The sequence below is a fragment of the Bacillus sp. 220_BSPC genome (genome assembly GCF_001054655.1).
In the GTDB taxonomy this organism is placed as follows: Bacteria; Bacillota; Bacilli; order Bacillales; family DSM-1321; genus Peribacillus; species Peribacillus frigoritolerans.
The window spans coordinates 1-13374 of the sequence record NZ_JVPL01000178.1 but is presented as its reverse complement, the minus strand read 5'-3'; the positions used below and the strand labels follow the sequence as shown (position 1 = coordinate 13374).

At 36.5% G+C, this 13374-nt stretch carries 11 protein-coding genes and 1 pseudogene; 11 read left to right on the top strand and 1 reads right to left on the bottom strand.

What is annotated here, in order from left to right:
* Positions 1 to 233: 233 nt before the first annotated feature.
* Positions 234 to 932, top strand: a complete 699-nt coding sequence (locus ADA55_RS12260; protein WP_048684178.1) for a GntR family transcriptional regulator — start codon at positions 234 to 236, stop codon at positions 930 to 932.
* A 72-nt stretch (positions 933 to 1004) separates the two neighbouring features.
* Here the strand turns inward: ADA55_RS12260 and ADA55_RS12255 are convergent, their stop codons facing one another.
* Positions 1005 to 1592: a TetR/AcrR family transcriptional regulator gene (locus tag ADA55_RS12255; protein ID WP_048684176.1), complete on the bottom strand. Its 588-nt coding sequence runs from the start codon at positions 1590 to 1592 to the stop codon at positions 1005 to 1007.
* 153 nt (positions 1593 to 1745) lie between these two features.
* On the opposite strand from ADA55_RS12255, the gene ADA55_RS12250 reads away from it, so the two are divergent.
* The 10 genes and pseudogenes from ADA55_RS12250 (at position 1746) to ADA55_RS30505 (ending at position 13018) form a co-directional block, all read left to right on the top strand.
* The gene (locus tag ADA55_RS12250; protein ID WP_048684174.1) at positions 1746 to 2663 is read left to right on the top strand and encodes an ABC transporter ATP-binding protein; all 918 of its coding nucleotides are present in this window, start codon (positions 1746 to 1748) and stop codon (positions 2661 to 2663) included.
* Positions 2663 to 4267: an ABC transporter permease gene (locus ADA55_RS12245; protein ID WP_048684171.1), complete on the top strand. Its 1605-nt coding sequence runs from the start codon at positions 2663 to 2665 to the stop codon at positions 4265 to 4267. The genes ADA55_RS12250 and ADA55_RS12245 overlap by 1 nt, the downstream gene beginning before the upstream one ends.
* 224 nt (positions 4268 to 4491) lie before the next feature.
* Positions 4492 to 5586: a tyrosine-type recombinase/integrase gene (locus ADA55_RS12240; protein WP_048683863.1), complete on the top strand. Its 1095-nt coding sequence runs from the start codon at positions 4492 to 4494 to the stop codon at positions 5584 to 5586.
* A gap of 18 nt (positions 5587 to 5604) precedes the next feature.
* Positions 5605 to 7623 (top strand): tyrosine-type recombinase/integrase, encoded by a 2019-nt coding sequence (locus ADA55_RS12235; protein WP_048683853.1) that lies wholly within the window; start codon positions 5605 to 5607, stop codon positions 7621 to 7623.
* Positions 7624 to 7629: 6 nt separating this feature from the next.
* A complete protein-coding gene (locus ADA55_RS12230; protein ID WP_048683850.1) occupies positions 7630 to 8013 on the top strand; it encodes a DUF6262 family protein in 384 nt (127 codons plus the stop codon).
* A gap of 65 nt (positions 8014 to 8078) precedes the next feature.
* Positions 8079 to 8852, top strand: coding sequence for a GNAT family N-acetyltransferase (locus ADA55_RS12225; RefSeq protein ID WP_065421144.1), 774 nt, complete (start codon positions 8079 to 8081; stop codon positions 8850 to 8852).
* Between the two features lie 145 nt (positions 8853 to 8997).
* On the top strand, positions 8998 to 9456 hold the full coding sequence (locus ADA55_RS12220; protein WP_048683846.1) for a VOC family protein: 459 nt from the start codon (positions 8998 to 9000) through the stop codon (positions 9454 to 9456).
* A 226-nt stretch (positions 9457 to 9682) separates the two neighbouring features.
* Positions 9683 to 11316: pseudogene (locus ADA55_RS12215) on the top strand (spore germination protein).
* A 362-nt stretch (positions 11317 to 11678) separates the two neighbouring features.
* Entirely contained in the window at positions 11679 to 11807 is a 129-nt protein-coding gene (locus tag ADA55_RS31000; protein WP_264371002.1) for a hypothetical protein, read from the top strand.
* A 920-nt stretch (positions 11808 to 12727) separates the two neighbouring features.
* Positions 12728 to 13018 carry an anti-repressor SinI family protein gene (locus tag ADA55_RS30505; protein ID WP_048683842.1) on the top strand — a complete coding sequence of 97 codons (291 nt, stop codon included), beginning with the start codon at positions 12728 to 12730 and terminating at the stop codon, positions 13016 to 13018.
* Positions 13019 to 13374: the final 356 nt, after the last annotated feature.

Sequence of the window (13374 nt, the reverse complement as noted above, 5' to 3'; positions counted from 1 at the left end):
CACAGGCGCTCGCTTTGATGCGGCTTGGCAGACAGTCGGCGGAAAGGGAGTGGATTTCTGAAATCAGCTGGAATGTTAATAAAAAAACTGCAGGCAAACTCAGTTTTCTTCGAATTTGAAGTAATAGAGGTTTCTTTACAATCGTTATAAAATAAACTATTGTAAAGAAAACCTATCATTCAGTCTAAATTATTGTTCTAAATCATTATGTATAGAGGAAGGTATATGGAAATATGGGTGTAAAGTATAGAATGGTCGTAGAACAAATGGAAAAAGAGATAGTAGAAGGAAAATATACATTAAATACTAAGTTACCTACTGAAGAAGAGTTGATGAAGAAGTTCGATGTCAGCAGGAACACCATTAGAAAAGCAATCAACATATTGGTTGAGCAGGGATATATCTATCAAGTTCAAGGAAGCGGCATATTCCTTAGGGAATTTTCCAGACAGGGCTGCATTTCGATGAGGGATATGGGTGGCTTAACCAAAGTTTTTCCAAATGATGAAATGAAAAGTAAAGTGTTGAAGTTAGAATTAATAGAAGCTGATGAAAAATTGGCCAAACAAATGAAATGCCAGGTAAAAACCAAAATCTATAACCTCAAAAGGGTTAGATACTTAAATGGTGAACCCATTGTAATAGAAGAGTCCTTTTTCAATAAAGATATCATCCCCATCATAAATAAAGAAATCGCAAATGGTTCCATTTATGAATATATAGTCGAGGATTTGAAGTTGAATATCGGGTTTGCGGATAAAATCATTTCGTGTGAAAAACTTAACGACGATGATGCCAGGCTTTTGGACTTGCAGCCAGGTGATCCGACATTAATCGTTGAAAGTACGGTCTTTTTAAAAGCGGGAGCCGTTTTTGATCTATCAATCGAGAAATATAATTACACTTCAGCCAAATTATTAACATTGACTTAAAGAGTGCAGGAAATTCCTAAATAAGATTTTACGGTGTGAATGGGAAATATCGATTCACACCGTTTTTTTCATTCATTTCTCTTTTTCCCCAACGATCCCATAAAACAAAATCTTCATAATATCCTCAGTCAAAGGCAGGATGCTTTGATAAACCTCTTCCCGTTGGATATATTCATTCATTGCTTTTATATAAAATAAAATCGCTTCATTAGATAAGTTCGGGTCAACATATCCTTGTTCCTTCCCCTGGTTAAACAGATCGATAAAGCGGGGCAGGGCCTTTTCTGTATATATTTTTTCCATATAATTGATTCCGGAAGTATATTCCTTCATTAAATATTGATAAAAATCTTCATGAATTTGTTTGGCTGTTTCATTTTTCGTGAACATGAGATGTTTTATTTTTTCAGGGAAGGCCGTGTTGCTGGCCAGTATTTGTTCAAATTCATCCAATGCCTTATCTGTATAATAAACAAAAACCTCATGAATTAGATTATGTTTGCTTTCGAAGTAATTATATATCGTTACTTGAGATACATTTGCTTTTTTTGCTATTTCCCCAATCGAAATCTTTTGGACACCATACTCCATGAATAAAGCCAAGGCAGCCTCTAATATATTCAATTTTTTTTGTTCCCTGCGTCGTTGAAATCCGTCCATTTGTTTCACCTCAACCTTAGTTTAATTAAAAATATGTAATAGAACAATTAAATTAGTTCATAAACTATTGTCAGGAATTCTCCTTTTGTATATTATGTACTAAATCGGTTAAGATATTTCATATTTTTTCAATGAGGAAGAGGTGGATGAGGAATGTCAGTATTGAAAACAACGGATTTAACTAAAAAGTTTGGAAAGTTCACTGCTTTAAATGGTGTGAACATTGAAGTGAATAAAGGGGAGGTATTTGGGTTCATCGGTCCCAATGGTGCTGGAAAATCAACAACGATCCGTGTGCTGCTCGGGATTTTAAAAGCGACGGATGGGGAAGCGAAAATTTTTGGCAAGGATGCATGGAAAGATGCGGTTGAAATTCACAAGCGAATCGCGTATGTACCGGGAGATGTGAACCTATGGCCCAACTTAACAGGCGGGGAAGTCATTGATCTATTTGTTGAATTACGCGGGACGAACAATAAAAGCAGACGCGAAGAACTAATAAAAAAATTCGATTTGGACCCTTCCAAGAAATGTGGAACCTATTCAAAGGGAAACAGGCAAAAGGTTGCTTTGATCGCTGCTTTCTCATCTGATGCCGATCTTTATATATTGGATGAACCAACATCAGGTCTAGATCCATTGATGGAAAGGGTTTTCCAGGAATGTGTGATGGACGCGAAAAATGAAGGAAAAAGCATATTGCTTTCCAGTCACATTCTTTCTGAAGTGGAAAGGTTATGCGATAAAGTGGGCATCATTCGGCAAGGGCAAATAATTGAAACGGGAACATTGGATGAGTTACGTCATTTAACGAGAACGAGCTTGCTTGTCGAAACGAAGCAGCCTATTCCTGCTTTAGGGAATGTAAACGGTGTTCGGGATATCGTGATGAAAGACCAGGCACTTTCATTCCAAGTGGATACAGATGAGTTGGGTAATGTCATGAAGTATATAAGCCAGTTTGGAATTGTGAAATTGGAAAGCGCGCCGCCTACATTGGAAGATTTATTCATGAGCCATTATGAAGGTGTAAGGAAGACTTCAGATTCTGGGGCGGGAGGTGCGTTATAATGGCGAACCAGTCCTATCATAATACAGGAAGACTTTCCCGATTCATCGTACGGCAAGATCGGGTCCGGATCCCTGTTTGGATAATTTCCTTATCCGTCCTTTCCTTTATGGTTGCGATGGCATTCACCGATCTGTACCCGACTGGGCTAGAAAGGCAAACCATTGCAGAAACGATGAAGAACCCTGCAATGACAGCGATGGTGGGGAAAGGTTACGGCCTGGATGACTATACAAACGGAGCGATGATGGCGCATCAAATGTTACTGTTAACCGCTATGGCCGTGGGGATAATGAGTATTTTACTTGTTACACGCCATACACGCGCAGATGAAGAGGACGGCCGTATCGAAATGATCCGTTCTTTGCCGGCTGGACGATTGGCTAATTTATATGCAACCATTTCCGTATCGTTTGGAACGAATGCGTTAATCGCGATAATAATGGGTTTCGGGTTGTATGCTCTGGGAATAGAAAGCATGGATTTGGAAGGTTCCCTTATGTATGGAGCTGCGTTAGGGGCAACCGGTATTTTCTTCTCGGCAATAACGGCATTATTTGCCCAGCTTACCGAGAGTGCTCGAGGTACGATGGGTTACTCCATCACTGTATTGCTTCTCTCCTATCTTATTCGGGCGATAGGGGATGTCAGCAATGAAACACTTTCCTGGTTTTCACCATTGGGTTGGGTTTTAGCTTCAGAAGTATATGTGAATAATTATTGGTGGCCAATCATACTTACGATCGGTGCGGCAATCATATTGGTTGCCTTATCTCTATATTTGAATGCCATCCGTGATTTGGAAGCTGGATTCATTCCGGCTAAGCCCGGCCGGAAATATGCTTCATCGTTTTTAAAAAGTCCGCTTGGGCTCTCGCTGAGGCTTCAGCGTACAGGATTGATCGCCTGGGCAGCCGGGATGTTCATTTTGGGTGCATCTTACGGTTCCGTTTTAGGTGATTTGGATTCCTTTTTTACAAAAAATGAAATGATGGCCGAACTATTGACGCCAGTGAAAGGCTATTCGCTGACAGAACAATTCTTGACAATGTTGATGTCAGTCATCGCCATGATATGCACCATCCCGCCTTTAATGGCGATGTTAAAACTTAAAGGGGAAGAAAAAAAGAACCATACTGAACATTTACTGAGCCGCGCTGTATCACGTACAAGGCTTATGGGCAGCTATCTTATCATCTCCGTCATTGGCGGTTTTCTCATGCTTGCGCTTGCTGACATCGGTCTTTGGGCAGTCGGGAATTCAGTGATGGATGAAGGGGTTGCTTTCGGCACTATATTTAGTGCAGCGATGGTCTACCTGCCTGCGATGTGGATCATGATTGGTATCGCCGTGCTGTTTATTGGCTTTGCACCAAAATTATCCGGCTTGACTTGGCTTTACTTGACATACTCAATCTTAGTCGTTTATTTAGGGGGAATGCTTCAATTCCCGGAATGGATGGGAAAACTAACGCCATTTGGCCATATTCCGAAACTTCCTGTTGAAGATATGGACTTCATGAAAGTATCCATGCTTACAATCATAGCTATCTTATTATTGGCTGCAGGCTTTCTCGGATATAACAAACGGGATATCCGCGGTTGATGGTTCGACTATGATTCTATTATTGTTGCAAATTGTCTTCAGACTAAAGCCTGATTTCTTTGTTTTTATTTATACCACAAAAATACACCGTATTAATAGTAATCATAAATAAGTGTATATAGGGGAATTTCTACGGTGTTTAATCATTATATATATCCAGTGGATATAGTTACCAAAGTAGACAATGATTATCATAATTGATACTATGTGGATTGGTGATGCATATGAAAGTACATGAAATAACAATTAATAAAATTGAGGGTGAAGGGAACCGTTACATATTAGTTGACGGTGGAGGAGAGCCAGTCATTCCAGTAATTAAATACTTGAAGTATATGGATAACATAGGAAGATCAGTTAATACTTTACGATCTTATTGTTATCACTTGAAACTATATTTTGAGTATTTAGTGGAAAATGAATTATCCTACGAGTCCATTTCCATTGAAGATGTAGCTAAATTCATAGGTTGGCTAAGAACTTCTCATAAGTCAGAAAAAATCACTACGATAAGGCCAATTAACTCGGTTCGTTCTGAGAGAACAATCAACACTATATTAACCTGTGTAATGTCCTTCTATGATTTTTTAGACCGGCTGAACATGTATGAGAATGGATTAAAGGAAGCTAGCACAAAAAAGATTTCCTCACGCAATAGAAACTACAAACCATTTTTGCATCATATATCAAAAAATAGATTAATAGACAAAAATATATTAAAGATTAAAGAAACAAAAAGGCAGATAAAGACATTAACACAAGGACAAGTACAAACTATAAATGACAATTGTACTAACGTAAGAGATGAATTATTAATACGAATATTATATGAGGGTGGCTTACGTATAGGGGAAGCGATTGGGCTTGAAATCGAAGATTTTAATATTATAAAAAACACTATTAGAGTTAAAAAGTCAAAGACGGCTGCTGGTGAAAATAGAATCGTTTTTGTAAGCGAAGAAACGATGAATCTATTCCAAGACTACCTAATTGATTACCATGCAAATGAAGTAGACTCTAACCATGTATTCATAAAATTACAAGGTCCTAACAAAGGATACCCACTAAGCCGGAACACCATAGAATCGATGATTAAAAGAATCAGGAAAAAGACGGGAATAGATTTTACCCCTCATATGTTAAGACATACTTTTGCATCGGAACTACATGCGAAAGGTGTAGAAATTTCCGTCATACAAAAGCTATTAGGTCATGCACAGGTCCAGACCACCATTAATACATATGTACATATAAATGAAGATCAACTTCGCGAAAGTTACACTCAAGCAATAAAGAACAGAAACACCAAGAAAGAATAACAGTGAGAGAAGGATTTTATGCATATAGATACTTTTCGATTAGCTAAACAAGTCAGTTACATGATAGAAAATCTAACTGGTTATTGGGCCGAAGATGTATGGAATATAGAACAATGTCCTATCAAGTATTCAGGCCAGATGAAATTTAAGGCGAGAAATATGAATTTTGCAAAAATCAGCAATCCTAACATTCGGAACGAAGTAAAGTTTTATTTTTCAGTAAGACTACAAAATAAAACCTATCGCCATACATCTCTTTGGGACGGATATTATCCTGCCGTTAAAGCATTGGCTAAGTTTATATCTCTAAAATACCCCAATTCAATTTCGATTATCGATATCAACAAGGATAAATTTCTTTTAGAATACCGCACATTTTTAGCTTCGCGAAATTTGCCCATAGTTACTCACGGAAAAAACGCAATTGGTAATAAAGAATACATAAAAGCTTCAATATATATCAATCTCTATAATCAAATATACGAGTTTTTTTCAGATTATTATGATAATAGAACTGAAATTGAAAAAGACCGATGGGATGTCCGCAAATTACCCATTGATTTTAACCAGACTAGAGGTGAGTACACTATTTCTTTCGAAACGGTTGTCACACCGTTTCGAAAATGGGTTAAAAAATACCTGGAGCAACGAATGGTCATACAGCAAAACTTAAGTTTCGCTCGGTCAAGAAGTATACTCCCTCCCCTATCAGCATTTTTTAAATTTATCGCTGTAAGATATCCTGAATGGGATGACTTGAGTTTATTGTCACGTAATGACATCTTGTCTTTTATGGGGCATTTACGGACATTACCACTCAAAGGAAACAGCAAAAATACCATCGAAGAACAAATGAAAAACAGAATTAGAGTATATTTGTACGAAGTGCAAGCCTACGTATCTTATATCCAAAGGCTGGAATGGGATTTTGCACCCAAGAAGCCGATAAATCACTTGATTTTCCCGGAAGATTTTCCAAAGAAAGAACGGTTGAAAGCCGAAGATATCAAGTATATACCTGACGATGTCTGGGAACAGATTCTTGAAAACCTTTCTGAATTAAATGCTCATTATGTCCCAATTCTGTTAGTACTTGAAGCATCTGGGTTCCGTATATCCGACACCCTTTTATTGAAGAAAGACTGTCTAGAAAAGAAAAGTGACGGCTGGTGGTTAGTCGGAGATCAAAGAAAAGTGAACTATACTAATCATAAAATCCCCATCACTGATGATATAGCAGATGTAATACATGCTCAGGTCAAATTAATGGATACTGAATCATCAGATTCAAATCAAAGAGACCTCCTTTTTCCAAATATAGACGGGAGGAGAAAAAGTCTTCCGATTTCGGCAAAAGTGTTTAACGATAACTTGAACAAACTTACCCATCGTTGTCAGATTAGGGACAGTTCAGGAGAAATCTTTCATATAAAAAATCATGCCTTTAGACATAGATATGGAGTGAACATGATTAATAACGGGATGAACATCCTACACTTACAAAAGTTGATGGCTCATGCAAGCCCGGAAATGACATTAATTTATGCACAATTTCATGATAATACATTAAGGGACGAGTGGGAGAAAGCGCGATCTAAAGGGGCTGTGATGCTCTCTCCTAATGGCAACATTATTGAAGCAGATTTAGAAGGTCAGGCAAAAGAAAATGGCTTAGAACTTGAGTGGATACGACATAACATGGACTCTATTAGGTTGGATCATGGTTTTTGTATTAAGAGTCCAAAACTAACCTGTGACTTTTTGGAACAAACGTTGGAACCACCCTGCATAAAAAATAATTGTAGGAGTTTCCATGCGGACCATACATTCTTGAGTTACTACAAAGAGCAAATTTCAAAAATTGAATCTGATATTGAGCTTTACCAAAAATCGAATAGGCTCAGATCCATTGAATTGATACAGCCGAAGTTAAAACGTTATAAGGAAATTGCATCTTCGCTTGAGGCGGGCGATGGTATTTACGGTTTAAGCAAGGATCGTAGGGAGTATATGAAAAAAGAAAGAAATGAGGTTTAAACAACAATGGGCAATCAAAAGCCTGATGTATCTGGACTTATAAATAATGCGAAAGAAAAAAAGGAAAAAACACTAAAAAAAGTCGAACAGTCCATAAAACAAATGATCAAAACTCAACAAAAAATAAATTTCAATTCAGTATCAACACACGCTGGGGTTTCTAAAACCTACCTTTATAAAAGCCCAAATCTTAAAGAAAGGATTGAATATCTTCGTAGCCAACAGGAAGGTATATTGAGCATTAAACAAGTCAAAAGAAATGTATCAGAAGAATCTAAAGACGTGATAATTGCTAGTCTACGCAAGAGAGTAAAAGAATTAGAAAAAGAATGTCAGGAACTAAAAGATAAGGTTAAAATCAACTACGGCAAAATTTATAACAATATATAAACGCATCGGTACTGTTACTTGTACAACAAGTATGAGGAATAATCAAAAAAAGGGGGAACCAGTGTGTGAATAATGAATTTAAAAAGGCCATAAATTTACTGAAAAAAAAGGATAAAGAAACTTATCCAACATTTGCTTACTCTGTATTAGATAATTATATTCCTGGACAGGTTTATATGGATGAATTGAAGAAAACAGTTTTAATTGGAACTGATTCAGGTATTTTTGTTGTTGGTGGAGACGAAATGAACAATGGTCTTGACAGCGTATTTTTAGAAATTTATAGAAGCAGAAAAAATGATAAAAAGCGATTCACTTTGTTTTCTCCATCCAAAGAATGGAATCAAGTTATAAATAAGTTGTTTGGAAAAGACTTAAGACAAATGCATAGATATTCTTTTCATTTTAATAAGGATACATATTCAACAATAAATAAAGTAAAAGTTCCTAAAGATTTTATAGTAAAGAGAATAGATGAAAAAATAATTACTGAAAGTCTGGAATTTAATGAATCTTATTATAATGAATATTGGGGTTCAGTATCAAAATTTCTTGAGAATGGTTTTGGTTATTGTTTGCTACATAATGATACCGTTGTAAGTGAGTGTACAGCTATATTTAGTTCATCACAATTTGCTGAAATTGATATTGCAACTCAAAATAAGTATAGAAAAATGGGCTTAGCTCAAAATGTTGCAGAAATATTCATTGAACATTGTATTGAAAGAAATTTGAAACCCAACTGGGATTGTGATGTTAACAATTTTGCATCGATAAAGCTGGCTGAAAGATTAGGATTCGAAAATCCGATAGAATATTCATTATTCGTTAGAAGGTAAAAAGGACTTATTTCTCTAATGGGTGCGTTAGCTTAAGATCAGAGCTGTCTTTTAGGCAGCTTTTTCTTTATGCAACTATCGGGGCAGGATATTTGCATAAAGAAAAAGAAAGTAAAAGAGACTTATAATATAAGGAGCTATATCAATGATAAAAGGTTTATACGAAGCACATTTACCAGTAAGTAATTTAAATCGTTCAATTGTATTTTATGAAGGACTTGGTTTGCAATTTGATCACAAGGTTGATGACAGATTGGCTTTTCTATGGATTGAAAAAGATAAAAGTTGGTTGGGGTTATGGGAAACAGATAAAGTAGAAGTTGAGTATCATCCATCAATAAGACATATTGCTTTTCAAGTAACATTAGACGATTTAAAAAACTCTGTTGTTTGGCTTGAAAATAAAGGTTATAAGCCAAGAGAGGCCTTTGGGTTTGATCCTATTGAGCCTTTTGTAATGCCTCACGAAGAATATGCACATGCTAAAATTCATTTTAATGACCTAGACGGAAACAGTTTAGAATTAATTTGTAAACTAGAAAACCCGAAAAAAATTAAGCAACGTATGTATTTAAGTGAATGGGAACAAATAAACGAAATATAATTTGTATCTGAAATAATATTCACAAAATACTTCAACTAAAATTGCTTTACTTCAATAAGGAAGGTTGCTGAGGTAACCTTTTTCTTATGGCACTAACGGGGCAGGTTAGTTCCATAAGGATTACCTAAATATTAGATCTAATAGTAAAGTTGCGAATGGTGTTATCCATAAAAAAGTTTTTTTTGGACAGAATAAAAAGAAATAGGAATGAAAGAGGATCGGTATTATGGTTTCTTTTTTTAAACAAAAAGGACAAAAAAGCAAGAAGCAAAAGACAGACGAAAAAGATCAATCAATAAGTAAAATAACCCAAAATATTGACAGCTCTATAACAACCAATCTGGATATCGTGAAGCAAAAAACAGGAAGCAGCCCGGATATCATTATCCGAACGTTGAAAATCAGTCAAAATCCTCAAATTAAAACAACTATTTTGTATGTGCAGGGTCTGGTTGATAATCCAAGCGTTACAGACTTTTTAATTGAGTCCATCATGAAAAATCCTCATCTAAAAGAAAAGGTACTTCCACATGAAGCGCTGGAAGTGATCTCTAAAGATGTGGTTTCACTCGGCGGTGTAGAAACCGTCATGGACTGGGAAAAATTATTTTTGTCATTATTATCAGGTGATAGCATCATTTTTATTGATGGCATAAACATAGCCCTGGTTGCCAGTACAAAAGGGGGAGAAAGGCGTTCCGTTCAGGAACCAAGCACAAATTCGGTGGTCCGCGGGTCAAGAGAAGGATTTACGGAATCGAATGCAACAAACATAGCCCTGGTACGCCGCATCATTAACAGTCCGGATTTATGGATAGAGTCGATGAAAATAGGCACTGTGACAAATACGGATGTTTCCATTATGTATATAAATGGGATTGCAAAAAAAGGAATAGTCGAAGAGGTCAAAGAGCGCTTAAAAGGAATAAATATCGATAGTATTCTTGAATCAGGATATATTGAACAATTGATAGAAGATCAGGTCATGACCCCATTCCCTACCCTTGATCATACAGAAAGACCTGATAAGGTCGCTGGAGGTCTCCTTGAAGGAAGGGTAGCCATATTTGTTAACGGAACGCCTTTTGTCTTGTTGGTGCCTGCGTTATTTATTCAGTTCTTTCAATCTGTCGAGGACTACTATGCTCGCTTTGATATAGCCTCATCTATACGTTTTTTACGTATTTCTATTTTTTTATTTCGCTAATTGCCCCGGCTGCCTTTGTAGCAGCTACAACCTATCATCAGGAAATGGTTCCAACAGATCTGCTCATCATTCTTGCAGCGCAACGGGATCCCGTTCCTTTTCCGGCAGTTATCGAAGTATTCATTATGGAAATAACATTTGAAATCTTACGAGAAGCAAGCCTACGGATGCCCAAAGCCATTGGGGCGACTATGTCCATTGTTGGTGCTCTGGTGATTGGGCAGGCGGTAGTTCAGGCTGGACTTGTATCACCGGCAGCGGTCATCATCGTATCGATCACGGCCATTGCAAGTTTTGCGACCCCTGCCTATTCCATCGCAATTTCTGCTCGCTTGCTGCGGTTCGTATTTATCATTTGCGCAGGTACAATGGGTTTTTATGGTTTGATTTTAGCTTTGTTTGTCGTCGTAGTTCATTTATGTAGCCTACGTTCATTCGGAGTTCCTTATATGTCACCACTAGCTCCACTTAACCCGGAAGGACTAGGCGATACATTCTTCAGGAGACCAATGTGGGCGTATAAAGACAGACCCAAATTTTTAAGCTCCAATAATAATTTGAAAAGGGAAGGCGATAATCAAAGGCCACTGCCTCCTAAATCACGTGGAATGAAGACTTCTAACATGAAGAAGGGTGACGGCACTGAATCGTGACATGCTTTTACAAAACGGGTGAGTTAGCTGAAGATCAGAGCTGTCTTTAAAGCAGCCTTTTCTTATGTATGGAACCATCGGGGAAGGATAGTTTCACAAGCACAGTGTATTCGGACTGTGACTTGAATTTTTTCATTGTCTGAATAATAACAAATTAAAATAGGAATAATAAAAATTCTGCAATTTATTAGAAGTCTTATGTTTAATGAAAATTTTTCAATTTTATCAGCTGTTTATTGATATTATGAGAGGTGCTAAACCTGTTTTTAGTTAAAATAATTTCACTTTACATACTTATATTTCACTTTATTACTGCATCTATTTATATCTTTCGTTACTTTTCCCTTTAAGGGGAACTCGAGGTGATATTAATGTATGATACATGGGTTTATAAAAATTTCATCAATACAGGGTACTTCGTGATCGTAGTGATTGTCGTATGGATAGTACTATTCGTTCTCTTTATTAATTTTGTAACTAAAAAAGAATAATTCGTTATTTCATGGACTCCTATCTGCACAGTTTGTGTCTACTGTGTATTAACATAACATTAAAAAGGGATCATGTTTATCGCTCTGATAAATCCATGATCCTTTTGTACGTTGTATGGTGCAAATTAAAGAATAAAATCAAGCAATATTAAACATAAAATATACCACATATTAGGCTTCTCTAAGGCTTGATACAGGGCTTTGGAGTTCCCGGGAAAAAAAGCTTAACATTACTATGCCACCGAACTGGATTTACTATTCAAACAGTTGTCAGAACACACGAAAATCCCCGCAAGATTAGGCAATATCATTGGGGGGCTTCGTGAAAATAAAAAACTATGAGTGGACTATATCCTATGCCCATAGTGAAAAATGTGTTACTCACTATACACAAAAAAATAGGCCCCATACAGAATTAACTGCAGGAGGATGATGGATTCCATAAAGGACACTGTATCTATATATTCCCGGATAACAGAAAATATGTCCCTACTACAGAGAGTTAATGATTGGTTTTCTCTAAAAATACTAACCGGGTCCCTTGGGACGAACAGTTTAGGTGTATCAAAAAATATGCCACCGAACCCAATTTATTATTCAAAAGCTCCGCAAGATTAGGGGGCTTCGTTTCATACTTTTCCAATGCAAAAAAATGTGATGAGAAAATTCCAACAAATCTTCCGGTATTGTTTTTTGTTTTTCTATTTCCAGCATCTCCGTCAAAACCTCCCCTTTAGTGATCACCTTTATAAACCACAATTTTAGACTTTGATCGATGACTATCCTGGGACTAGTCATTCACCTAATTATTCTAATACTCTGACATCAACAGTTCCCAAATTATAAGATACCCTCAAAAGAACTAACTATTAAACGTAATGTTTTGAGGGTAAAGATAACAAAAGTGGAGGCGAATTGTCTTGGCTATAATAGATATTGACCAATTGCTTTTAGCTACTGAAGAAATTGGCGAAGAGTCAATTCCATTCCATCTCGATACATTTGACATTGATGAATTATTAGATAAAACGGATAACTGGGAAAAAAGCATCCCCTCAAAAAGGAGGATAAACATGACAACAAAAGAAAACAGATATCAAGATCTTCCTGAAGAATGGATTGAATTAGTAAAAAAAGCAATGAAATCAAATATAACTAAAGAGGAATTTAAGAAATTTTTAGAAGAAAAATTAAGAGTCAATAAAGACTAACTATTTTTAAATTCTCTCGAATAATCAGAACAGTTTTTATATGTGGCCCCAATATTAAAAAAAGGAGACTGCAACATTTGGAGAAGCGATATAAGATCTTTATAATGGCCTAATTGGTGCTATGGTCGATTGTTTTTAATTAACCATACTCATGTTTTGTATGGAAAGTTAGAAAAACGAAAACCCCCTATCCAAAAGGACAGGGGGTTTTCGGGGTAAATTAAGTGTTTTATTCAGATTTTTGGGCTGAAAATGCACTTTGCACTTGGCTTACTGCTGTTTGAGCTTGCGCAATCTCATTAAAAGCTTGTTTGATTGCTTCTTGAGCTAAAGTTGGGTCTGAAGATGATTTCTCA

Excerpts from the sequence above, each read along its gene's own strand:
- ADA55_RS12260 (WP_048684178.1), top strand. The coding sequence starts at position 234 with ATGGGTGTAAAGTATAGAATGGTCGTAGAACAAATGGAAAAAGAGATA.
- ADA55_RS12255 (WP_048684176.1), bottom strand. The coding sequence starts at position 1,592 with ATGGACGGATTTCAACGACGCAGGGAACAAAAAAAATTGAATATATTA.
- ADA55_RS12250 (WP_048684174.1), top strand. The coding sequence starts at position 1,746 with ATGTCAGTATTGAAAACAACGGATTTAACTAAAAAGTTTGGAAAGTTC.
- ADA55_RS12245 (WP_048684171.1), top strand. The coding sequence starts at position 2,663 with ATGGCGAACCAGTCCTATCATAATACAGGAAGACTTTCCCGATTCATC.
- ADA55_RS12240 (WP_048683863.1), top strand. The coding sequence starts at position 4,492 with ATGAAAGTACATGAAATAACAATTAATAAAATTGAGGGTGAAGGGAAC.
- ADA55_RS12235 (WP_048683853.1), top strand. The coding sequence starts at position 5,605 with ATGCATATAGATACTTTTCGATTAGCTAAACAAGTCAGTTACATGATA.
- ADA55_RS12230 (WP_048683850.1), top strand. The coding sequence starts at position 7,630 with ATGGGCAATCAAAAGCCTGATGTATCTGGACTTATAAATAATGCGAAA.
- ADA55_RS12220 (WP_048683846.1), top strand. The coding sequence starts at position 8,998 with ATGATAAAAGGTTTATACGAAGCACATTTACCAGTAAGTAATTTAAAT.